This is a genomic window from Paenibacillus sp. Y5S-9, from assembly GCF_036894235.1.
In the GTDB taxonomy this organism is placed as follows: Bacteria; Bacillota; Bacilli; order Paenibacillales; family Paenibacillaceae; genus Paenibacillus.
Genome location: NZ_CP145887.1, coordinates 3,152,430 through 3,176,388, shown reverse-complemented (window position 1 = coordinate 3,176,388; position 23,959 = coordinate 3,152,430). Strand labels below are relative to the sequence as shown.

Sequence of the window (23,959 nt, the reverse complement as noted above, 5' to 3'; positions counted from 1 at the left end):
ATATTGGAAATTAATTATTTTATTGGATAAAAAGAACTTAGAACGAGTAATAACGCCGCTATAGCACCCTTCAATAAGTCAATGTTTTGACTAACAAAAACCCCCTGTACATAATAACGTGAACAGAAGGTTTCTATAGTTATGATGTTCAAAATCAACTCAACGTAACGCATACCCTTGTGTAACTATTTTGTACCCCGATACCGTCTGGCTGTGCCCCTCCAACGTGCCCTTAACCCGTTCCAGCACATCGCTCTCATAGACGGAGGCACATTCGAATCCAGTTTGTACGTTTAACTCAACCGGTTCGGAGTTCAAATTATACCAGCGAGCAATTAAATCTCCAGTTTCCTCTGCAATCTTCAATGTGGAGAAGGCCAGTGACGAACCTTGTGCATTCCACGCCAGCCATTGCTTCGACAGAGGCAGCTCCACCTTGTGCCCATCAGCTCCGGCATGACCTTCTCGCTCAAACGTGCGTGCTAATGCCCCTAGCTGTACAGTCGTCCACGGAATCGGATACATATATGCGGATGCACATGCACCTGACTGTGCGGCATCGCCCGCAAATGGAATAATCGCATATTCCACACTCTGATGTCCCAGACATTGGGCTTCCGGTGTTTCAAACACACCCCAATCTCCCAGTTCCGAAGAGGCACGTAGCAGCGTAACCGCAATCGTACTGCCCTCTTCATGCTGTAAAACCTCGTATTCATTCAGCCCTTTGTTTGCAATCATCAAGCCATGATCACGATCGGTCACATGTACAAACGCTTGCTGATGCTGCGCATTACTCGGATTCACCCATTCTTTGGCCGGTGTATTGGAACGTTTGGCGATTTCAAAAATGGAATCCGCATAATGATCCTCTGTCAGCAGTCCTGATGGAAAGAGTGCGCGCAACCGATGATCCTTGGCCTGATTGTTAAAGTCAGACTTTACCTTGACCATATTACTGCCCGCTTCCAACGTATACGTTGTCGTAATCACCAAGGGAACAGTGTTCTCGACTCGCTGTGCCTTCCGTTCTGTAAAAGGAACCATTTGGCGCTTCTCCAGCTCGAACAGTTCATCTGCTCCAGCAGGAATATCCCAGCGTAATACACTTTGCATAACTGCCCGATACGGAGACTGCTCCACAATCCGCAGGTCCGCCTTCAGATGCTCCGTGGTCAGTGTCGTCTCTCCCTCCGGTTGACGGTAGACATATTCATTGCCGATATCACCGGTATTCTCATATGAATTTAATCCCCTGTATACAGCACCGGAGACCTTATCTTCAATTGTAGCCGTACCATTCTCTTCAACCGTCACTCGCAATTGACCGTTCTCCATCATCATTCCCTGCACCTGGATGAGTTCGCTCGTATCGGGCACTTCTACAATCTCAACATTCTCTGCTTGCTTCTCTACTGGAATGAGAGCATAAGTCTTATATCCCAGCGAAGGTACATCCACCGCCTGGAAAGTCACTCTTACTTTACGAGCCATATAAGGTTGTCGGAAGCGATCCTTCGGAAGTTCATAGCCAAAATGTGCACCCAGATCGTTAATTTCTGCCGAATACACTTGTCCATCCGAATCGACCAGCTGATACACTGGTAGTGCATCTTTTTCCACCTTCTGCGCAAGTGCCTGAGGGTTAGGACCTTCCGGGAAAAATGCTTTGTCCACAATCAGATCCATCTCAATGATTCCATTTCGATTCCACCCACTCGTGTTGAACACGGTGAACAGCACCGCTTCCTCTCCCCAAGCCTCAGCAGGTTGCACACGAATGGACTCAGCAATCGCCTGCGCGCTCTGGGAAACCAATTTCTCTGCAAGTTGTCTGCTCTTGGCAAAGCGGGTCACCATCTCACGATGAACCTCATCGACACTGCATCCGCAGATGCTATCATGTGGGTGGTTCTGCATCAGCATCTTCCATGCATGTGTCAACAGATGGTGCGGATAATCTTTCACCCCGGCCATATGCGCCATGGCGGCCAGTGGTTCGGCTACTTTTTCAAGCAACGTCTGCCCCAGCTGATTCATCTGTTTCAGATAAACTCGTGCGGATGCCGTATTCACCAGTGTTCCCCAACCATCCGTGTGCTGACTGCGAAGCTCGCCCTCAATGGTCGCCAGATGCTCAGGGACATCCTTCGTAACCGCCTCAATGTAATCGTCAAAATTGGAGTGGATAAATTCCACATCAGGATACAAAGCCGCTGCCGTACGTAATGCCTCGGGCAGGTCCGTCTGGATCGGCTGGTGATCACAACCATTCATGAACAACAGATGTGGGGTCGAGGCAAACTTCTCGGCATCTTCCAGATTTTTATCCCAATACGCTCGGGCTTTCTCTGAATCAACCGGAACTTCCATCCCATTACAGTACCAATTCGCGAACAAAATGCCGAGTACTTCCGAACCATCCGGCGAACGCCAGATCATCTCGGAATATGGAGATTCGTAACTGTCTGCATCAACCACCGCATTATTGAATCCCGTAGGCTTTACCCCACGCCCAAAAATCGCGTTATGAATGTCCGCCTGTTGCAGAATCTGCGGTGCCTGTCCCATATTTCCGAATGAGTCTGGGAAGTATCCCGTCTTGGATATCACACCTAAAGGTCGAGCATCACGATGACCGATGAGCAGATTACGCAAGTTGGCCTCGCTGCTGGTCAGAAACTCATCCTGTAACACATACCATGGGCCAAAATGAATACGTCCTTCACGAATATAACGGTCAAGTCTCTCCTGTTGTTCGGGCCGAACCTGCAAATAATCTTCGCGAATAATCGTCTGCCCATCCAGATGGAAATAGCGATATTCCAGGTCCTGATCAAACGTGTCCAGCAGTTTATCCACCAGTTCAATGAGCAGTACATGATGATGCTCATAAGGCATATACCATTCGCGATCCCAATGGGTATGCGAGATGAGATGTGCCGTCTTTTTGGTTGTCATGTTGCGTACCTCCTGTCATTAGCCTTTAGTTGCCCCACCCATGCTGAAGCCCTTGGACATGTAACGCTGGGAGAAGATATATAACACAACTGAAGGCATCGTATAAAGTAGTGAGAATGCAGCCAATCTGCCGTATTCAACCATGCCGTGGCTGCCGAAGAATTGATAGATCGTGACCGATGCCGGCAGTTTCTCCGGTGTCTGGAGCAGGATGTATGGCACGAAGAAGTTACCCCAACTCCCCGAAAAGGTAAATATCGCTATTGTTGCAATACCGGGCAACATCAGCGGAGCCACGATTCGTCTCAAGCCGTTCCATACGGACGCACCGTCAATCCATGCCGATTCTTCCAGATCAATCGGCACCGAATCCATGAAGTTTTTCATCATCCAGATGCCGTACGGAAGTGAGGATGCGGTCAAGAACAGCATCGTGGCAATGATGCTGTTTTGCATTTTGAAGAACAGAAACATCTGAAATACCGGAACCATCACGGCAGTAATCGGAAGAGCTGTCATGAACAGAATGGACAACAAGAAGCTTTTTTTGAATCTCATTTCATAACGGGATAAAGGATACGCAGCAAGAACAGATACCAGAACAACCAATATCGCTTGCCCTCCCGACAGAATCAGGCCCACACCGAATGAACGAAGATTGCTCGAATCCCCGAGTACATCCTTGAAATTTTGAATGGTCCAGGTACTGGGCATTTTGATGCCCTGTTGCGCGTTCGGGTCAAATGAAGCCAAAATGATCCAGAGCAGCGGCAATAAAAAACAGAGCCCTAGAAAAACTAAAATCCCGTACTGGATTTTGCGTTGAAGCCCATGTTTGACCATAGGGATCGAACCTCCTTCATGGTTACACTTTCACTTTCATGGATCGCATGTAGAACAGGCTGGCGATAATACCGATGAACAACAGAACCAGAGATATGGCTGTGCCGTATCCGAACTGATAGTTCACAAAGGCCTGGTTATACATGAAGATCGGCAAGGTTTGTGTTGAAGTACCCGGGCCACCACCGGTCATCGTATAGATCAGCGTGAACACACCCAGTGTCTGTAGGGTGACCAACATCATGTTGGTCACGATGGACCCTTTTACCATTGGAATCGTAATGTGTCTGACAATCTGGAACCCGGTGGCACTGTCAATAATTGCAGCTTCTTCAACTTCCTTCGGGATATCATCCAGTGCCGACTGATAGACCATCATCGAAAAGGCCGTTCCGTGCCAGATATTTGCGATAATGACACTCACCATAGGGAAACTGAACAACCAGGAGACTGGATTTGCCCCAAACCAGCCGAGGATCTGATTCAATGAACCATTGTCACTGAAAAAGGCCACCATACAGAATGCCACAACAATCTCGGGTGTCACCCAACCGGCAATGACGATGATACCAATGACCCGGCGGAACGTCACATTTTTCTCCTTCATTAGAAGAGCCAGAATGAACCCAAGCAATACCTGACCAATCACTGCGGAGAAGATGAGAAAGACCAGCGTACGCCACACACTAATGCGGAAGTCCGGATCATGGAACATATTAATGAAATTCTGGAATCCAACAAACTCCAAACTCTTGGCTGCCGCCCCAGTCAGAGCCATGTTCGTAAAGGCAAAGCAGATCGTCAGAATGATGGGAACAATGAAAAACACAAGTAATAACAGTACGGAAGGCATAAGAAACAGAAATGAACCTGGTGCTTTCCTTTTCATAAGTCACTCTCCATTCGAACCGGAAAAAGGGGAGATTGTGCCTCCCCCTCCGAATATATCGATAACCTTATTTCTCTTCGATGCTGTCCGCGCCAAGGGAACGGGATACGTTGTCCTTCAATTGCGTAATTCCCTGTTCCGGCGTCAGCTTGCCAGAGGCAATACTCTCAACAATGCTTTGCAATTGTGCGGATACCGCTGCATATTGATCGTTAGCTGGACGGAAGTGGGCCACATTCAAGAGTTCCTGTGCTTCTTTGGTATATGGACGATCCGTATAACCTTCAACTTCAGTGGAATCATTACGCGGACTGAGGCTGCCTTCCGCTACAACACGAGCAGTCGCATTTTCCTTATTCATCAGGAACTCGATAAATTTCCAAGCCTCTTCCTTGTTCTTCGCTTGTGCAGGAACAGACCAAGCCCACCCTCCGGACATCGTAGTTGCTCCAGGCTCTTCCCCATTTTGTGTTGGGAATGGTGCAAAGCCTATTTTCTCTTCGACGTTGGCAATTGGAGCAGCACCGTTCTCGGCCCATGTCGAACCTGCCCAGCTACCATCTACAGCCATCGCCAGTTTGTCTTGTGGGAACTGTTGCTGGAATGCAATACTGCCAGCTTGTCCATTCAAGGCTACCTGCATGGTCGGACCTGTTTTATCCGTGTTAAACACTTGATCTATGAATTTGAAAGAATCCAGAAGGCCCGGGCTGTTAACGACCCATTTCTTGGTGGTGTCGTCGTACAGCGTATCCGCCGTACCATAGAGCAGCATTTCCAGCGTTTGCATGGTGACACCTTCACCGTTTGCTTTGCCCACGATCATATTAAGCGGTGTCACACCTGGCAGTTTTTGCTTGATGGTGCGTGCTGCTTCGAGTACTTCTGCCCAGCTTGCAGGTTTGAATGGAACTTCAAGTCCCGCCTGTTGAAACAGTTCCTTGTTGTACCAGATTCCGCGTGTATCCGAGGTAGCTGGAACGCCGTACACCTTGCCGTCTTCTCCGGTAACCCCTGCCTTCAAGTTGTCGATGATGTGTTCTTTCCAATCGGACCATCCCTGAACCTGTGTATCCAACGGCTCCAGATATCCCGCAGCAGCATCGGATTTGATGATGGATGTATCTTCGGCAATAACATCTGGCGCCGTGTCAGGCGATTTCATCTGTAAAACCATTTTGGACGTATAATCACCCTCACTTGCCAATACAGGCGCAATGTTGATTTTGATATCAGGGTTTTCTTTCTCAAATTGATCCACCAAACCTGATTGGAAGAATTTCGTAAGTGTATCTTCAGATCCTGAAGAACGGAACGATACGGTTACTTCCTTCTTGCCATCACTGGTTGTGCCTGTGCTGGAACTTCCACCCGAACAGGCCGTAGTTAGAATAAGCAAGGATGTCATAACTGCTGCTACCGGCATTTTCAATGATATTTTTCTCATGGTTCGATCTCCTCTTGTCGGAATTCAACGAACTCCGAACGTTATGATGTACTCGCAGGTTCTCTCTTGCTTTCCTATCCTATTTCTGTACGCGGAATCCGCAATAATCCATAATCAGTTCACTAAAGAGCATGTTGGACCATGAAAACCATGGACGTGTATATTCACGTGGATCGTTGGCCGAAAAGCCTTCATGGGTCAGTCCGGTATCCGCATCCGTCTTATGGATAAGCTGAAGCAATCGTAGTTTTTCATTGCGATCCTCTGTAGTCAGCCCCTGCATCGATAACGCGATATGCCAGATGTACCCTTCTGGTGTATGCGGACTACCGATTCCCGCCGCTGCTGTTCCCTCATAAAAATACGGGTTGTGCGAGGATAGAATGAAACGGCGTGTATTCTGATACACCTCGTCGTTCTCCTCCACATATCCGAGATAAGGTAAAGACAGCAGGCTTGGCACATTGGCATCATCCATCAGATTGTGATTGCCTTTCCCATCCGTTTCGTATGCAAATATGGTTCCATATTCCGGATGTTCAACCGTGCCATAATCTTGAATACCATTGTTGATCTGTTCCTCCAACTGCTTAGCAGTCGCTGCCAGCGTTTCATCCTCGAACACCGCTTCAGCAATTTCCTGCAGATATCGAAGCGCCACAACGGCGAACATATTGGATGGAATCAGATAACCATATTCACAGCGATCGTCGCTGGGACGGAATCCCGACCAAGTCATGCCGGTGTAGGCTGTTTCAGTACCTCGTCCCTCTCGGCTGAGCGTATCGGTTTCAGGAGCATCCAGACGTTGGAACGTGTAGGGTGATTTCGTCTCATGATGCTGTTCCACTTGCCATAACTGCATGATGATCTGGGCTGCTTTACGGAACGTATCATTGAATTGAGTTGTTCTCCCCGTGTTCTTCCACAGGAGATAACTGAGCTGAATCGGATAAGCCAGTGAGTCGATCTCATACTTCCGTTCCCAGATCCAATCATTCATCTGCGTCAGATCTTCCTGATGTCCTTTCCCACTCTCCGTCTCATTAAAAGCGTTTGCATAAGGGTCCAGCAGAATATAATTCAGTTGACGTTCAACCAGTCCAGCGATCATGTCGGCGATATCTTCATCCTCTGAAGCCAGAACCAGATAAGGTCTGACCTGAGCGGCAGAATCACGTAACCACATGGCAGGGATATCTCCCGTAATCACAAAAGTTGTCCCATCTTCTTTGCGCTGAATTGTGGTCGCCATTGTATTGGTAAAACAGTTTTTGAACATTTGGTTAAGTTCCGGATAATCCGGCATACGTTTGTTAACCCGATCAATCATGTCGTATATCGAGGGAGAAATTTCTTGATCATCTCTGGGTGTCAGCATGTTGTCCTCCTTATGTAATCCAGTTTGTTAACCGCTTTCATCATCCTAAAACGAATATAATGTTATGTCAATATATTTATTTGTATATTAGCATGTTATTTTAGTTCACCGCACTAAATATTATACCAATTAAGGTAATGTTCCCCTTTTTATCCACAACAAAAAGAGACCTCGTTTCCACGAAGTCCCTCTTTAAACACAATAATTATAAAGCCGTTAAAATTAACCCTTTTGTTTCACCATACTCGTTGATTTGCCCTTCACCAAGCGGGCAGGCAAAATAACTCTGTTCACTGCCATTTCGTTGTTCTGCATACTTTGAAGCACCATCTCGAATGCCTGTTTTCCCATATCAAACTGGCTTTGTCTCATATGTGTTATACGGCTTCCTTCGGCTGCGTTTGGACTGTCAAAACAAATGATGGACATATCTTCCGGGATTCTCAGACCAAGCCGATCCGCTGCCTGTTCTGCAAGTAAAGCAATATGATACTCCGCAGCAAAGAGTGCAGTAATCTGGGGGTATTTCTGTAAATGTTCCACCAATGTCTCCACATCACGGACCTCGACTTGAGGATCAAGCACACTTGGCAGTGTCGAAAGAAAAGATTCTAACCACAGTTCCTTGTTCACCAGCACCCCTTGATCATGATGAGCCTCAATGATTCCTTCAATTCGTTCTTCAATCGGTGTAGTGTTCGCCGGAGGCTGCGTCAGAAAAGCGATATGTCGGTGACCGAGATCGAACAAATAATTCATCCCTTCTCGCGCCGCGCCTACATTATCCGTACTGACAGAAGAAGCCGGAATGCCTTTCAAGTACCGGTCAATCAGGACAAACGGGAATTTATTAACGACCAGTTTTAAAATCTCATCGCTGAAATATTCACCCTGTGCCGGGAAAATAATCAATCCATCCACACCCAGTTCCAGCAGTTCCTGAATGCTCTGTTCCTCCTGCTCAGGAATTCCGAAGGATCGTCTAACTACAAGAAAACAATCATGCTCTCGCGAAGCTTCTTCCATCCCATATAGTAGTTCTGTACCATACATATCACTGAAGTTAGTAATGACAAGACCAATGAGCAGCTTCTTCTCTGGATCTTTAACCGCAGCACGCGGAGCAAGTCTGTTAGGTCTTTCCTGTAACACATCTGCTGTATCGGCTACAAAAGAACCCCGTCCTGGCTGACGAACAATTAATTGTTCACTCGCCAGCATCTCAAGCGCCTTTTTAGTTGTAATCCGGCTAACTCCGAATTCATCACATAACTCCTTCTCCGAAGGAACACGTTCACCCACATGATATTGATGAAGCTGTATCCGTTCCCGCAAAGATTCAAAGATCTGTTCATACATCGGCTTGGATGCCGAATCTTTCCCCAATACAAGCACCTCCATAAATACCCACACTTCTCATGTTCTACATCCTAATATATCATGTTATATCATTAATGTGAAGAAAGAGACGGCTCACCTTGTGTCCTATGAGAGCAAAAGAAAAAGCATCCCAATGGATGCTTCATTTCCAAAAGTTCATTATTAAATTTATTTGGCGTAGATAACCATAGCCGAGTAATGATTTATAACGTAACCTCCGTTAGTAACGGATACTTCAGAATACTTGATATCCACTACATTCACAGTATTGATCCCATTTAAAAATTCATTCATTTCTTTCTCCAACTCTACAGTACTTGTATTTTCAAATATTCTCACTTGTGTTCTCATCGTTCATCTCCCTATCCATCTAATAGTGACTTAAGGGATATTATACGTCTTTGATGCATTTAGGTCGCATATCAAACTTCGCTGTGTATCAGGGATAAATGGTTTGATAACCGAGTAATCTTAGGCGTCAGATATGAATTGATACAACAAAAAGCCGACAAGCCCTGATACCCTTGGCTTATCGGCTTCTTGCTTAGATGGTCAATATGCAGTTATCATCCATGTCACACTTTTCATAATTAAGGTTGCAGACCCTCAGCGGAAGGTGGACTCACTTCCGTTCCAGTTTCTTCAGAGCTCGAATCTGGTTCTGGAACTGATTGTTCTTGTGCTGCGCTGACGAACAATCGTCCAGCTGCTTCAGCCTCTACTTTGTTGCCTGCTGCATCCTGAGCGCGAATCACAATGACTCCCCCCTCAAGAACAAGGGATGCAGGTGTTGTGTACGTACCCGTGTAACGACCAGGTTCAGTCTCCACCAATGGAATCTCTCCTGCCCCTTGGGCATTCAGATTCAAAGGTAACTGAATACGGAAAGATGCTTGCAGACCAGGTTTACTGTCAAATGAAACGGTAACACTCTCCCCTGATGTGATTCGCACATCCTCAGCCGGAGTAATATTCGTAAGTTCTGGCAACACCGTCTCCACATAAACGGTGCGTGTTACGGTTGTTTTGTTGCCAGCGATATCGGTTGCCGTGATGGTAATTGTGTTCTCGCCTTCATTGACCAATACACGGTGACTGAAACTTCTGTCTTTACCCACTTGTACGGTTTGTCCGTTAACGGTTACCTTATCGAGGAATTGTTCAACGACATTACCCGTTACGTGAACAACTTCTGCATTGATGCGATCCCCTTGAGCTGGGGTAACAATTGTCAACTGCGGTTTGGTCTGATCCAGAATAATGACAACAGGGAGTGATCGGTCGGTTGTTTTACCGTCTACCACTGCCTCAGCAGTAATCGCATTAATGCCAGAACGGAGTTTCACACCATATGAAAACTTCCCATTTGCTACCGTTGTTGTACCTGCCAGATCCTTGCCGTTGTAAAACTTGATCTGGGCGCCGGATGCTGGAGACGTTCCCGACACGGTGAAGGTTGACTGATTCGTATACGTGTTCGCAGGGGCTGTGAGCACCGGTGCATTTACCGGATATCTCACAACTGCACGAATCATGTAGTTACCTTCTTCTGCAGGTGAAGTGCTCCATGCGCCACCTACTCGCTGCCAGCTTCGACCTGCATTCGTACCATTCTCATCAGTAGCCAGTCCCGGAGCACCAGTTCCAGCTACACTCTGAACATACACGATATAGAAGTCGCCCGTTACAATGACCGGTTCCGGGAATTCAACGGTTGTCCATTGATCGTTACGAAGTGCAGTACCGTCAAATGGTCCAGCCAGTTGTCGTCCCGGAGCGCCGCCAGTACCCGAAGCATCATAGACGGCATATTGGAACGCTGTACCTCCAGGTACAGGCCATTCGCTGTTCCAGAATCGGAACGATGCACCTGTCAGTTGAGCGGTCTCCAGCTCTGGTGTCATTCGAACCGCCCAAGCGTTATCCGCAGCGTTAAAAGCTCGTGCGTTCTCTGCTGTTCCATCATCATAAGCAATTTCCCCAGGGAAACCGATGAATGGTTTCAAGGCAACATTTGCCTCAGCCGTACCATTACCAGGGACAGTAACAGTAACGGTCTTACTGTAATAATCAGCAGCCCGGATGGACAGGGTATAACTTCCTTCCAATACCTGAATATTGAAGCTGCCATCTGAACCTGTGCGAATTTCACCTACATTGGCATCTTCCACCACGAGAACGGAAGCATCAGCCAGTGGTTGTCCTGTCCGCTCATCTGTGACTACACCTTCAATCTGCCCATGCGGGATTGCCTCCAGATTAAAGTTGGCTTTGGCACCACTGCCATCGGTGATCGTTACCTGCTGAGTTCGAGGATAATATCCATATGCCTCAGCTTTTAACGTGTAATCACCTGCTACGTGTGTGAAGCTATACTTCCCTGTAGCTGAATCTGTCTTCACCGAACGTCCGGTTTCCAATACGGTAACCGTTGCACTTGCAGGCAGGCTTTGTGGATTAACCGAACCTGTACCTGGTTTTTCAACTTCCGGTAATTGCTGTTTCGTTTTGTTAAATTCCGCTTTGTCTGTCCGCGAAATTTTGTACCATGGGTTATCATAGGACGGTTTTGGTTTGTCGCTGTTAAGCACAACCGCACTGTCCTCCGTTACCGTCTCCGCAGGAACTCCCAGTACACGGAAATCATCAATGAACCAACCTGTCTTCACAACACTGTTGTCTGAGGTCAGACGGAACCGGAATTGCACTTCATTGCCGGTAAGTGCATCCAGGTCATAAAATACCGGTGTCCATTGTTTACCGTTTGTACTATGTGAGAATTTGCCCAGTTCTGACCATGTCGTTCCACCATCCTTGGTAACTTCCACATAACCGTAGTCGTATCCACTCTCAATCTCGTACCAATGATTAAACGTAAGTGTTCCTTCGGATACATCCGTCAAATCAACAACTGGAGATACGAGTGAATAGTTGGAGCCATTCTCGTACGTATTGTCGAGATCAGTCGCCCAGACATTCGGTGGAGAAACGGCGCTTGCAGGTCCCGTTACCGGAATGCCACGTTCCCACTCATCTTTGGTTCCTGAATGAGTCCAGCCATTATCATCACTACCATCGAAATGATCAATGTAGAGATCCTGAGGCACCTCCACTGTAATGGAGACCTCGTTCGATTTGTCACTTTCATTACCACTATAATCAAGTGCGGCAACGGTATAGTAATAGGTCGAATCCGTAACTGTAGCCGTATCCGTAAACGTTGTTCCTGTTGCAGTTCCAATGGATTCATAACCTGCACCTGCGGTTGTGGAGCGATATACGATATAGGATTCGAGATCCTCATCGCTCGGACCAGTCCAGCTCAAGGCTACGTTGCCCAGAATATCAGCGTTTGCAGTTAATCCCGCTGGAGCTCCTGGTGCAAGATCATCCAATTCTTCAACTGCGAAATCATCAATGTACCAACCAGCCTTTTGCACCGAGTTATCACTGGTCAAATTGAATTTGATAAATACCTGCTGTCCCGCGTATTCGCGAAGGTCCACATATTGTTTCTTCCAGTTCCCACCTGTACCCGTGAAGCTTAACAACTCTTCGAACACATAGTCGCTGTCCTCGGAAGCGATATATACCTTGCCAAAGTCGATGTTATTCTCCAGATCATACCAGTGTTTGAAAGATAATAACGCGCCTTCTGGACTCTCGGTGAGATCAATTGGTGGCGCAAGCAGATATGCATTGCTATTCGCCACATAAGTCCCTTGCAGATTGGTTGCAATCACCTTGTCACCGGAGTATGCACTTCCAGGACCACTGGTTGGTGCTCCCCATACCCAAGTACTTCCGGTTCCGCCTGTCGTGAAGCCCAGCTGATCTTCTTCAAAATCCTGAAGATATCCTGGCTGAACACCATTGGATACAGCCACTTTATATACCTGACTTTCGAAGCCGTTGTTGCCGTAGTCGTTAACGCGGATATAATACTCCACACCTTGTGGCTCAATGAGAAATGCCGGAATGGTCGCTGTATACGTACCATCTTTGTTATCTCCAGCAATCCGATTCATCGGCAGATAGACGTACTGGTTGGTACCTGTCGTTTTGGCAAAAGCCTCGACGGAGACTACCGCGACGTTATCTGTCACATGAGCGGTTAATGGTATATCGATGCCTGTAAAGGCAGAATTAACAGGGGTGTGTGCCAGTACCGGCTCTTCCAGATCATCTCCGGCTGTAACCACTCTGCCGGATACTGTGCCGATTCCTTCGAGTACAGAACCCACAGCATCAAGGGCATTAATAATGCCGTGACCATAGCCGTTATTAGGAGATGTCGGATATTGACTATCTGTTCTCGGCGTGGCTGTATCTGTAATGATCTGCTCCAGCTGATCCACTGTAAGGGAATGATTGGCTTGAAGAAGAAGTGCAGCAAGCGCAGTTGTATGCGGGCCTGCCATGGATGTTCCGTTCCACCCTCCCTCATATACACCGCCCGGAACTGCTGAGCGGATATTCACACCAGGGGCAGATACTTCCGGTTTGATCTCACCATACGGGGATGGGCCCAGCAAGGAGAATGAAGCCAGGTTTCCGTTGATATCGGTTGCTCCTGTAGCAAAACTTTCAGGATAGTTGGCCGGGTTAGCAACAGAACCAGGTCCTCCCGGGTTACCCAATCTCACATTTCCTGCGGAGAACTCGGGAAAGATCTGCGCATCACGCCAAGCTTGGACCATAGGACGGAACCATTCATCCAGTCCTGCACCTCCGCCCCATGAATTGTTGACAACATCCGGTGCAAGTTCAGGATGCAGATTGCCTTCCGCATCCACCGGAGCAATCAACCATTGTCCGCCATCCAGAATAATGGCATCCGTTGTTTCCGGATTGAATATCCGCACACCAATCCACTTCGCACCGGGAGCAACCCCGATCTGGTTGGTACCATCTGCTTCGGAGCCAACCATCGTACCCATCGTGTGTGTACCATGCCCGTCTCCGTCCGCAGGAAGTGAAGCATTACTGTGCGGATCATACCAGCTCAGTTCGGGATCAACGATATTACCCGATGCATCCAGTCCCCGCCATTTGCTGCGAAGCGCAGGGTGGGTATAGTCCACACCACTGTCCAGATTGGCAACAACAATACCTGTTCCATCGATGCCCCGATCCCACACGGCTGGCGCATTGATGTAATCCAGGTTCCATTCCACGTTCTCTGTCGCAAGCTTGTCCTTTGTAGCAGGCTCTTTGTCTTTGACTCCGACTGAAGAGTCTTTAGTTGGCGTTTGGACAGCATCTTTGCCTGATGCCACATTCGCTGGTTCTTTACTCACTTCGGCTTTCTGTAAGTATCGGGTCTCATTCGGTAGAATCTTCTCTACCTCAGGCAGCAGCGCAATCTGTTCCATGACTTCTTTGGTACTCGTTACTGCCAGTGAATTGACGATAAAATAGCTTTTATATTCTTTGACCTTGCCCAGGTCAACTTCCTTTTCCAGATAAGTTTCCAATGGATATTGCGTACGTGAGGCTGTTTCTCGCAGAGAGCTGACGACCGAATTCCGAACGGACAGCTTTGTGGCTGAAGCCGTTTGTTTGGCGATGGTCGCCTTTTCAAGGGCCTGTTTGGAGACTGCTGCTGTATCCACCTGTTCCTTCATTTTCACCAGATAGGTAACATATTCACTACCTTCGAATTCTTTGGTCAACTTGGCGTTTACTTTGGACTCCGAAACATTGGCAAGTCCAGATTTCATATCCAATTTGGATGATGTGGAGTTTTCAGCTGAAACCGGATGAATGATCGAAAATGCAAGGAGAAGCGAGAGCCCCATGGAGATGGGCTTGCGTAACCGATTAATCTTTATCAAACTTTTCCACTCCTTTTACCCGGTTTTTTAATTTAGTCTGGTACATATGCCCTTCTCTGCAGAATAAAACGGTAAAATAACCTTTATTGCGGACGAAATAGATACCCTGGATTTCACATAAAGCCTCACCTCCTTTACAGGTCTGGTTAGGGAACAATATGAGTCAGAAGAGATAACAGATCAGTCTATGATTTTTGACTTGGAAGTTTAGGAGATTGAATGAATCGGATTAAACCATGTGAGTGAATAGTTTGGGTGTTTGAATAATGCAATGAGAGTGAATGTCGATAAGCATTCATGTGGAAGGGTAATCTGGAGCGTTAGCAGAACGCTTGCTAAGGAGTGGTCAATATGACTTTCGATCGTGATTCGAGTGAGTAGTTAAACATTTTAATTACATATAATAGTCGATTAGGAATTTAATTGGATTTTATTGGTATAGTATAAAATCATTATTCGATATATACAAGCACTTTATTGAAAAATATAGAAAATAAGTCTATTTAATGCTTTTATGTGTCTCATGTCGCTTACACATTTCAGCTTATTTTTCGTATTCCTGCATGTTTTTGATGAATAATAGGTTTTAGTAGTTCTATATAACCAAGACCTGATGCTCAAAATTTCAAACCAAGAAAAAGAACGACATGAGAACTCTCATGTCGTTCATATCAAAATTTATATCTCATCATGTAATGTTCACGCCGCCACTTGCATAGCCAACAACGGTATTCACAAGACTAAGTCCAGTTGCCGTTGCGGAGAATACAAGCAGAAGACGTGTCTGTGCGGTCACAGGTATAGTCAATCCGGTGGTTATGCCATTGGAGATACTACCCAATGCAATAATACCGGTGAGTGGAGGTGCCAGTGTAACGACCGCCCCCGGAACCGCAGTAAATGCATTATCAGGAGTAGGTGAACTGAATAATTGCGCAGTGATGGTCACCGTTGAACCGACCAAGGCCAAGGCTGCTGTTGTACTAAAATAGGCAGCAATGGAAGTTATAACGCCATCTCGTGGAACAGAGAACGCAAAGTTAATGAGTGGTCCGACAATCGTTCCCGTTAAATCAATTGTGCCACCCAGAATGCTGACTCCTGTTGCCGAGCTGCCGAAACCGATAAGGCTTGTCGTTCCGACCAGTCCACCAAGGATCGTTGTTAATATGGCAGGTCCGCCAGAAGCAAACGGTATGATGGCCCCAGAACCCGTAGCCCCAGTAACACCAGTGCTGCCAGTTACTCCCGCAATCCCAGTTGCGCCGGTAGCCCCGGTGATTCCCGCAAGTCCAGCTGCCCCGGTAGCCCCAGTAGCCCCGGTGACTCCGGTGGCTCCTGCTACGCCAGGATCACCTGTTGCTCCTGTAACGCCAGCTGCCCCAACAGCTCCTGTACTCCCCGTTGCACCTGTAGCTCCTGTTGCGCCACCTGCTGGGCCTGCCGCACCCGTTGCTCCAGTAACACCTGTCCCACCTGCTGGTCCCTGGGCACCAGCAGCTCCCGGTGTACCAGCTGGACCTACACCACCCTGAGAACCAGCAGCGCCTGCCGGGCCTTGTGGACCAGGTACGCCCTGAGGACCCGCTGGTCCTGCAGGTCCTGCCGGACCTTGACTCCCTATGTTTCTAAGCCCTGTTGTGATAGCCAATTCGGTCGCCCGGATCAAAATGACCAGTTGATCTTTCTCAGCCGAATCGATATTCCCCTGTAAAATGACAGATAGGAGCACATCCAGCAATTGCTGCAAATTGGTTCCCACACTGATTGGAGAAAATGGAACGGCCTCTGCAGATACAATGGTAAGCTCCAAGATCGCTTCGAGATCTGCCTTGGTCCCCTTTTTCAAATCCGAGCAATGAACCAGAGCCAGTAATTTACGCAGTACCTCAATCAGAAGTGAAACATTGTGAGGCGTGGGATTGGCAAAAACCTGTACAATTGCTCCTTTCAACTCACCAATTAATTTGAGAAGCAATTCGGCTTCTTTGTCAAAACACTTAGGATGGTGGTTATTGTGGTGATGATTGTGGTGGTTATGATGGTGCTCGTGGTGGTGTTCTTTGTGCTGCTCTTGGGGATGGTCACAGTCCTCAGCTTTTCTTTTCTTAAATCCGCTCCAACCATATCTGATGCGTTTCTTTGGTTTCATCTTTTTTGCAAATCCTCCTTAGTGAGTCTCAATCATTCCATTACAGGCGAACATCACTGGTTTGATGATATCAGTATATTAGCAAGAGAGAATTTCGTGATTATTATATAGGTAAATTTCTGCATTACCGTTTTCAGCTTGGAGCAGCCTCCATTATCATGGAGATGATTTTGCGTGGAAGTCAGCCCTATGTATAGCCCAACCAAAAGAGCGCTATCCGATGAGTACAATACTCCTGGATGCGCCCTTTTTATATTTACAGTATTTAATTTATCTTTGTAGATTAGTCCAATTTAATTTTGAAAACAATAGGCGCATTACTTTTCACAGTTGTCGTTGTGATCGTCAGTGCGTCAGCTGTTCTCTCCCATTGCGGTTTTTCCTCGTAACCAAGTACCTGAATGTCTTGAATAACGCCTTGATAATGATGAGAATCTTTCTTCAGGGATTTAATGTGAATCACCCCGTTATCTGGATAGGCAAGTACCGTGGCATACAGACTGCTATCTTTTAACGTAAACCGTATATCTTCACTCGTGAATATCTTCGTATCCCCATCGGTGAATTGCCCTTCCTTCACCTCTGTCGGACCCTCGCCAAACGTGCGCCAGAATGACGTGTCATAGATCGCTTCCCCATTCACTTCCAGCCACTTGCCGATGTTCAGCAAAATGTCGCGATCCTCTTCCGGTATGCTGCCGTCTGCTTTGGGTCCAATGTTCAGCAGCAAATTTCCGTTTTTGCTTACAATATCGACAAGATCCCGAATGATCTCCTCAGCCGTTTTATAGTTATTATTTTCCGTGTAACACCATGAGTTTTTAGCGACAGCTGTATCCGTTTGCCAAAAATAGGGCTTAAGCTCAGCGAACTGTCCCCGCTCCACATCCGGAACGGCACTACCAAACATGTAGGCCTCATGTTTATAATTGATAGCTACAGGCACGCCCCATTCTTCGCCTTTGTTATAATAATAAGCAGCAAATTTTTTAAGATAGGGTTTGAACGCAACCGTTTGAATCCACCAATCGAAATAGAAGACCTTTGGCTGATATTGATCGACCAGTTCACAGCAGCGAATCAACCAGTCCTCCAGATACTCCTCGGTTGGAGGTGAGTCATACAAGTCAAAGTGATCCTTGGGTTCAGGCATGGCAGGCCAATAGAAATCCCCACGCTCCAGGGGTTCCTTAATATCTGAATCAAACTCCTTCCCGTGAGACATGAAGAACCAGTGCTCAGCGCGGTGAGACGACACACATAAGGTCAGCCCCTGCTTCTCGTATGCAACCTTCATCTCGCCCAGAAGATCCCGTTTGGGGCCCATTTCATATGTGTTATAGTGAGAGATAGAGCTTTTGTACATCTGAAAACCATCATGGTGCTCAGCCACAGGCATAACATATCTGGCTCCAGCCTGTTTGAATAACGTTGCCCATTCATCTGCATTGAACTTCTCTGCTTGAAACATCGGAATGAAGTCTTTATATCCAAAGTCTTTATGAGGCCCATACACCTCAAGGTGATGTTCATAAGCTTTGGTGCCTTGTATGTACATATTTCGCGAATACCATTCGCTATCATAGGCCGGTACAGAATATAGCCCCCAGTGAATGAATATGCCGAATTTCGCTTTTGGGTACCATTCGGGTACTTGAAAGGCGCTAAGCGAACTCCAGTTGTCCTTGAATTTACCGCTCTCAATCGTCGCTTCGATATGTTGCAAATATTCGTTTTTGTCCATGAGATGTTCTCATCCCTTCTGTTATTGTCTGTAGTTGTATTGTAGTGCTAAGGCCGAAGGATAGACATGCAGAACACTAACTTTTAGATGGACAATAATAACCTTGTATGGAGATGAAAAGTATGAATCACCAAACTTTGCTTACGAACTACCTGTCCAATCTCCAAGTCGAATTATTCATGGTCAATTACAATCGGTGCGATACGGATTGGCGGGATCTAGATTACACGCCCGATTACAGCAAGTTTTATTTCATATGCGAAGGTGAAGGTTGGCTCAAAATTGGGGATGAGGAGTATTATCCTGCGCCTAATCAGCTTATTTTAATGCCAGAGGGGATAAAACAGTCATACTCTGCCATTAATGAAAGTCCTTTTCTCAAATATTGGTGTCACTTTAGCGCAAAGGTTGGGGGAATCAATTTGTTCCAAATTCTGAAATTCCCACACATCTGTACGATAGATCAACCTGAGTTGATTCAAACAATCTTCAGCAGTATCCTTACATATGCAAAATCCGATGAAGTCTATGCCCATATGATGGCCAAGAGCAAACTGACCGAGTTACTATCCCACTATCTAATGAATCTGGATCTGGATCAGATCTCTTTTATTAACGTTCCTGTCATGGAGAAACTGTCCACCATTCTGGCATATATTGATTCCAACATTGAAGAGAATATTTCAGTTCAGGATCTGGCCCAGATCGCCTACATGCATCCTAATTATTTCATTCGATTCTTCAAGCAGCAGATCGGTGTTCCTCCGATCCTCTATATTACTGGCAAAAAAATCGATAAGGCCAAGGAGTTGCTGGCCTGCACCCCGAACACAATAACTGCCATCGCGGAGCATCTCGGTTTCAGTGATTTGTATTATTTCTCCAGACAATTCAAAAAGCATACAGGGTTAACTCCAACGGAATACCGCAAACAAAAAACGGTACTTACAACGAAACATGGTCTATAAATAAGCTCAAAGCAAAGAGAGTGTTCCCTCATTCGGAACTCCCTCCTATAGACTTGTTTCTGTTCGATTCATGCTGAGTTACTTTTTTGAGTTCTCTCAAATAAGCATAACCATAGTTTTGATCCGGCTCAAGATATGCCCCTTCCGCCCACTCGTTCCAGGCATTAACAAAAAGATATTCACTTTTGTACAGCGTCCTCGCTCTCTCCATCTGCCTTGATAGATACAGCCCAAACTTCTCTGGAGTAGAACCGAGCGTACTCTGTCCGTCAACGCCTCTCCGCGGTGTATTATCCCAATTGACAAAAGCACCTGGATAGACAATTTCTCCGTTACGGTGTGGTGTTCGTTCGAGAATGGAGGACCATACCTTATCGTAATTCACAGCAATATGTTGCTGTCCCTTGATGTTCATTTCGATCCAGATTCCATTCATATGTCCATGTGCAAACGTATAATGCGGTTCAAATTCCATACTCGCATCAAAGACCTGACGATTAAATGTAGGGAATCCACCAATGGTCTGCACAAAATGGATCCCTTTCAAGCCATGCTTCAAAGCCAATTCACGCCAAAACTGAATCATTTCCTCACATTGCGGAATACTGGCTGGTCGATAGATCAGAAATAATGGCTTACCTTCCACTCGAATATATCGTTTGTCCTTAAATACCTTTACCAAATAATTAAAATGTTCTTCCCAATCCTCTCGATCCCCATAATTCTGGGCCATGAGAATATCGGATTCCTGCCCATCCCATTTTCTTGTCCATGTCTCATTGGCCCAAGACAAACAAAAGGGAAAATCAGGCTCCCCACTATTCAATATTTCATTAACCGGTTTTTCCAATAAACGTTTGCCTTTGAACCAATAATGATAATAACAAAATCCGTAAACGCCATGCTGTTTGGCTGTTTCTGCTTGCCACTTTCGTACATCTGGATCGGAAAGATCATAATATTTCCCCTGAAATGGCTGGTTAGGCTGATGGTGACCCGAATATAAAGACGTGGCTTTTTTTACATTCGTCCATTCAGTAAAACCGTCCCCCCACCATCGGTCGTTCTCCTCAATCCGGTGAAATTGGGGCAGATGCAGAGCAATTACCTTCAATCAGAACTCCTCCAATGCAGCAACATGATGCAGCCTACGCTCCTGTGATTTTTGGGATGATTTATATGAAAATGATATCCAGCAGTCGCAATGTTTTTTGTAGATGGGATTGATTATATTTCATGTATGCCAGAGCATGGCTAGCGGCCAGTCTCCTTGCATCAACACTCTGCCAGTAATGTTCAAACTTCTGAGTGAGTTCTTCACAGGAGGTGTATTGTTGAAAGTTACTAAGGTCAATCCCGTTGCTCTGATTCACAGATGGTCCTATGAGCTGAAACGTCCCACATGCGGCAATTTCCATCACGTTTTTGATTGATTCCCCACTATGAATAACCAGTTTGCTTCCGTTATATAACATCTGACGAGCTTCATTCGTATGAACAGGCTTGAAATCCCCGATCTGTGCCCAACCCTTTCCATCCACCCGAACCTTTTTGTTATCCATAAGACCTGATTTGGCAATAGCGGTGACGATGCCATCCGGTTCTGCATCCCCGATGATATAAACATCCGATTCATACTCCGGGGGAACAGCTTGCGGACAGAATAGATGTGGATCAGGCGGCATGAACAGTTCATGACTACCAGTGCTTCCCATATGCTGCTGATCATCGGTTATTTGCGTTGAATGTTGTGTAAACACATGATCAAAAATCGGTAGGATAGTTTCGCTTTGATTCCCATGTTGATCGACAGACAACCAGATTGCCTTCTTCACGGTTGATGTCCTTAATGCTGTGATATTCTCATCCGGCAAGTTTTCTTCGCTTCCGATGACCATAATCAGGTCAACTTCATAGGAAGACAAACAGGCTGACACGGATTCGATATATTTAATCTCATTCACATTTCTCACGAGATGTTTCAGACTCTGTTCAATCAGGACGCAATGGGATGACATTGCTCGGTCATTACAAGGAGTAATAAGAAGCACATTTAACTCCTTATAGATCACTTTTGGCACTTCTCGGGTAGGTATGCTTCCCACCTGCATCATGTTCAGCCATTGCTGATTCAGTTCCAATTGTTGTACTTCCATATGTTTACGCATGGATTTGAGTTTCCTGTTCAGAACCACATTCATCTGTCTCAGGAATAACCGGTTCGCATCATGAACTGAACGTCTCTTTTTCGTGGACTTAACCTGCGTACTTGACTTCTTTCGGATAACAAACCCTCCTGTTCCATGCGAAAACATTCTCTGCCTACAATATGCACGAAATAGTGGGGTGGTTTCTTGTATTGAGCTTTTCGCTGACTCCCTTTTACAAAAGAGGCTTTATCCCAGACATATAATGTGTGGCCACCCGGGTCATTCCAGATCTTGTCCTCATAGAATATATGAATAACTGTATAGGAGATGATATCTTTGCCAACATTTGATAGTATCCTTGTCACCGGCAATCAGACGATAAATCAAAATCTGCAAGTTAACGGTAATCAAACCGTTGGTGTCGATCTACAGGTCAATGGTAGTCAGACCGTAGCAGGCAGCCTTCAAATCAACGCCAGCTCTTCGATTGTCAACCATTTGGGTGTAGGCGGAGTGATTGAAGCTGGAGATAGCGTCAAGGCCGCTACACAATTAATGGCACTTAATCAACCTACTCTTCCAATCTCCCTACCCGTTTTGCAACAACTCAGATATTACAATCCTGGTGTTGCAGGTCAACCCGGTCTGGTCTTAACAGGGACTGCTGGCAACCAATATATACTGTTCGTTGATGAAAGTAGTGGGACACCCCATCTCGCCATTCAACCCGTATAATATAGCCCTGAATCAGATGAATCTCACCAAAAGAAGCGATATCCGTGTACACTCCGGATATCGCTTCTTTTGGTTTCTTTTCTGATGAAGCCTGGTACAACTCATCCATTTATAAATCTGTGATTAATACGGACAAGACACTCTTGCTTTCCAGCTGGAACTTCATCAATACATCATCGCGCAGCTTAACCTGTATGTTGCCCGTCTCCTCCCCATCATTGAAGAGGACTAAAGCTACGGAACCATCGGCATTTTTAAAAGCCACAGAACAAATTCCATCATCACTGGATGTTGATTCGATCCGCACAGCCTTCGGACGGATCACAGCACTGAAATGAGCCAGAGCATAATAATCAAGTGTATACGTAAGCTCCTTTGTTTGCTGATTCACCTGTACGATCCCACGACACGTACTGCGGCCAAATCCAGGAACGGTCGGCCCGTTGTTCTCATCAAGCGCCATATTCCAAAGTACAAAAGACTTGCTGTAATTACGAAGAATCTGAATTCCTGTTCGTATCACATTCGAGAAAGCTTGCTCAAATGGCGGAATCCACTCTCCACCCGAACCTTCAGTGAAGTGTACTTCTTTGCCTGCAAAAGCTTCATAAACCTTCGTTTGAGCAGAAGCATCGCCCCCGTACCAATGCCAGGCTACGCCATCCACTTCCTCTCCCGCTTGTTCAAGTACGGTCAGGGGATAGTCAGGTTGATCCCAGTTGTGATCGTAACAGAGAATCTTGGTTTGAATATCGTTTTGCACAAAGGCTGGTTTGAGATGGTTTTTGATAAAATCTGCTTGGGCTTCGGCTGGCATCAACATACCCGGATAGTGCCCGGGTTCATAGAGTGCCTCATTCTGTGGTGTGATGGCATGGATCGGTAATCCATGCTCTGTATAAGCTTGAATGTATTTCACAAAATATTCAGCATATACGGGATACCATTCAGCCTTCAATTGTCCGGTAATCATTGAGCCGCTCGTTTTCATCCATCCCGGTGCACTCCATGGTGAAGCAAACAGCTTCAGTTCAGGATTCAATGCCAACGCCTTTTGCGTTAAAGGAATAACGTCACCTTCATCATATGCAATGCTGAATTGGGTTAATTCCGGGTCTGTCTGCTGTTCTGGCATATCGTTATAACTGTATATCGTTCTCGCATAATCCGAAGCGCCCATCGGATTACGGATGACCGACAGCCCAATCCCTTTCTCTGGATGGAACAGCCGGGTCATGACCTCATCACGCTGCTCCTCACTCAAGATTTGGTTGATCAAATAGGCAGATGAATCGGTAAAAGAAGCACCAAATCCGTCCATCTCCTGATACGTTAGCTGATTATCCAGATGGATCGTCGTTGTCTCCTTATCAGCATCCAGTGGTTTCAATTGCTCCTGGGATAGAGATGCAAATAACTCTTCTTCACCCGTGGATTTGTGCATTTTGAATGTAGTCATAGGATTCTCCTTT

At 46.3% G+C, this 23,959-nt stretch carries 15 protein-coding genes; 2 read left to right on the top strand and 13 right to left on the bottom strand.

All coding sequences use genetic code 11. The features are described from left to right. Positions 1-159 precede the first annotated feature (159 nt). The 10 genes from V6669_RS14105 to V6669_RS14060 form a co-directional block, all read right to left on the bottom strand. Positions 160-2,961, bottom strand: a complete 2,802-nt coding sequence (locus V6669_RS14105; protein ID WP_338594481.1) for an alpha-mannosidase — start codon at positions 2,959-2,961, stop codon at positions 160-162. Between the two features lie 18 nt (positions 2,962-2,979). Then, entirely contained in the window at positions 2,980-3,804 is an 825-nt protein-coding gene (locus tag V6669_RS14100; RefSeq protein WP_076211825.1) for a carbohydrate ABC transporter permease, read from the bottom strand. 22 nt (positions 3,805-3,826) lie between these two features. Continuing rightward, positions 3,827-4,693 carry a sugar ABC transporter permease gene (locus V6669_RS14095; protein WP_036608294.1) on the bottom strand — a complete coding sequence of 289 codons (867 nt, stop codon included), beginning with the start codon at positions 4,691-4,693 and terminating at the stop codon, positions 3,827-3,829. A gap of 67 nt (positions 4,694-4,760) precedes the next feature. Beyond that, positions 4,761-6,140 (bottom strand): extracellular solute-binding protein, encoded by a 1,380-nt coding sequence (locus tag V6669_RS14090; RefSeq protein WP_338594478.1) that lies wholly within the window; start codon positions 6,138-6,140, stop codon positions 4,761-4,763. A 79-nt stretch (positions 6,141-6,219) separates the two neighbouring features. Continuing rightward, positions 6,220-7,521 carry a glycoside hydrolase family 125 protein gene (locus V6669_RS14085; RefSeq protein ID WP_338594476.1) on the bottom strand — a complete coding sequence of 434 codons (1,302 nt, stop codon included), beginning with the start codon at positions 7,519-7,521 and terminating at the stop codon, positions 6,220-6,222. 222 nt (positions 7,522-7,743) lie between these two features. After that, on the bottom strand, positions 7,744-8,916 hold the full coding sequence (locus V6669_RS14080) for a GntR family transcriptional regulator (RefSeq protein WP_338594945.1): 1,173 nt from the start codon (positions 8,914-8,916) through the stop codon (positions 7,744-7,746). A gap of 153 nt (positions 8,917-9,069) precedes the next feature. After that, positions 9,070-9,252 (bottom strand): sporulation protein Cse60, encoded by a 183-nt coding sequence (locus tag V6669_RS14075; RefSeq protein WP_133384634.1) that lies wholly within the window; start codon positions 9,250-9,252, stop codon positions 9,070-9,072. Between the two features lie 239 nt (positions 9,253-9,491). Beyond that, complete coding sequence (locus V6669_RS14070) at positions 9,492-14,738, bottom strand: S8 family serine peptidase (RefSeq protein ID WP_338594475.1); 5,247 nt, start codon at positions 14,736-14,738, stop codon at positions 9,492-9,494. A gap of 688 nt (positions 14,739-15,426) precedes the next feature. After that, positions 15,427-16,890 (bottom strand): exosporium glycoprotein BclB-related protein, encoded by a 1,464-nt coding sequence (locus V6669_RS14065; RefSeq protein WP_338594473.1) that lies wholly within the window; start codon positions 16,888-16,890, stop codon positions 15,427-15,429. 283 nt (positions 16,891-17,173) lie between these two features. Further along, positions 17,174-18,634 carry an alpha-L-fucosidase gene (locus tag V6669_RS14060; RefSeq protein ID WP_338594472.1) on the bottom strand — a complete coding sequence of 487 codons (1,461 nt, stop codon included), beginning with the start codon at positions 18,632-18,634 and terminating at the stop codon, positions 17,174-17,176. A 122-nt stretch (positions 18,635-18,756) separates the two neighbouring features. On the opposite strand from V6669_RS14060, the gene V6669_RS14055 reads away from it, so the two are divergent. Next, positions 18,757-19,602: an AraC family transcriptional regulator gene (locus V6669_RS14055; RefSeq protein ID WP_338594470.1), complete on the top strand. Its 846-nt coding sequence runs from the start codon at positions 18,757-18,759 to the stop codon at positions 19,600-19,602. 28 nt (positions 19,603-19,630) lie between these two features. On the opposite strand, the gene V6669_RS14050 is transcribed toward V6669_RS14055, so the two are convergent. Continuing rightward, entirely contained in the window at positions 19,631-20,716 is a 1,086-nt protein-coding gene (locus V6669_RS14050) for a glycoside hydrolase family 99-like domain-containing protein (RefSeq protein WP_338594468.1), read from the bottom strand. Positions 20,717-20,777: 61 nt separating this feature from the next. Further along, entirely contained in the window at positions 20,778-21,770 is a 993-nt protein-coding gene (locus tag V6669_RS14045; protein ID WP_338594466.1) for a hypothetical protein, read from the bottom strand. A 309-nt stretch (positions 21,771-22,079) separates the two neighbouring features. Between V6669_RS14045 and V6669_RS14040 the strand changes: the two genes are divergently transcribed. Then, complete coding sequence (locus V6669_RS14040; RefSeq protein ID WP_338594465.1) at positions 22,080-22,487, top strand: hypothetical protein; 408 nt, start codon at positions 22,080-22,082, stop codon at positions 22,485-22,487. Positions 22,488-22,596: 109 nt separating this feature from the next. On the opposite strand, the gene V6669_RS14035 is transcribed toward V6669_RS14040, so the two are convergent. Further along, positions 22,597-23,946: a glycoside hydrolase family 30 beta sandwich domain-containing protein gene (locus tag V6669_RS14035; RefSeq protein WP_338594463.1), complete on the bottom strand. Its 1,350-nt coding sequence runs from the start codon at positions 23,944-23,946 to the stop codon at positions 22,597-22,599. Between the last annotated feature and the right edge of the window lie 13 nt (positions 23,947-23,959).

What these genes read in the sequence shown, in the direction of transcription:
- V6669_RS14105 (WP_338594481.1), bottom strand. Translation starts at nt 2,961, where the DNA reads ATGACAACCAAAAAGACGGCACATCTCATCTCGCATACCCATTGGGAT.
- V6669_RS14100 (WP_076211825.1), bottom strand. Translation starts at nt 3,804, where the DNA reads ATGGTCAAACATGGGCTTCAACGCAAAATCCAGTACGGGATTTTAGTT.
- V6669_RS14095 (WP_036608294.1), bottom strand. Translation starts at nt 4,693, where the DNA reads ATGAAAAGGAAAGCACCAGGTTCATTTCTGTTTCTTATGCCTTCCGTA.
- V6669_RS14090 (WP_338594478.1), bottom strand. Translation starts at nt 6,140, where the DNA reads ATGAGAAAAATATCATTGAAAATGCCGGTAGCAGCAGTTATGACATCC.
- V6669_RS14085 (WP_338594476.1), bottom strand. Translation starts at nt 7,521, where the DNA reads ATGCTGACACCCAGAGATGATCAAGAAATTTCTCCCTCGATATACGAC.
- V6669_RS14075 (WP_133384634.1), bottom strand. Translation starts at nt 9,252, where the DNA reads ATGAGAACACAAGTGAGAATATTTGAAAATACAAGTACTGTAGAGTTG.
- V6669_RS14065 (WP_338594473.1), bottom strand. Translation starts at nt 16,890, where the DNA reads ATGAAACCAAAGAAACGCATCAGATATGGTTGGAGCGGATTTAAGAAA.
- V6669_RS14060 (WP_338594472.1), bottom strand. Translation starts at nt 18,634, where the DNA reads ATGGACAAAAACGAATATTTGCAACATATCGAAGCGACGATTGAGAGC.
- V6669_RS14055 (WP_338594470.1), top strand. Translation starts at nt 18,757, where the DNA reads ATGAATCACCAAACTTTGCTTACGAACTACCTGTCCAATCTCCAAGTC.
- V6669_RS14045 (WP_338594466.1), bottom strand. Translation starts at nt 21,770, where the DNA reads ATGCGTAAACATATGGAAGTACAACAATTGGAACTGAATCAGCAATGG.
- V6669_RS14040 (WP_338594465.1), top strand. Translation starts at nt 22,080, where the DNA reads ATGATATCTTTGCCAACATTTGATAGTATCCTTGTCACCGGCAATCAG.
- V6669_RS14035 (WP_338594463.1), bottom strand. Translation starts at nt 23,946, where the DNA reads ATGACTACATTCAAAATGCACAAATCCACGGGTGAAGAAGAGTTATTT.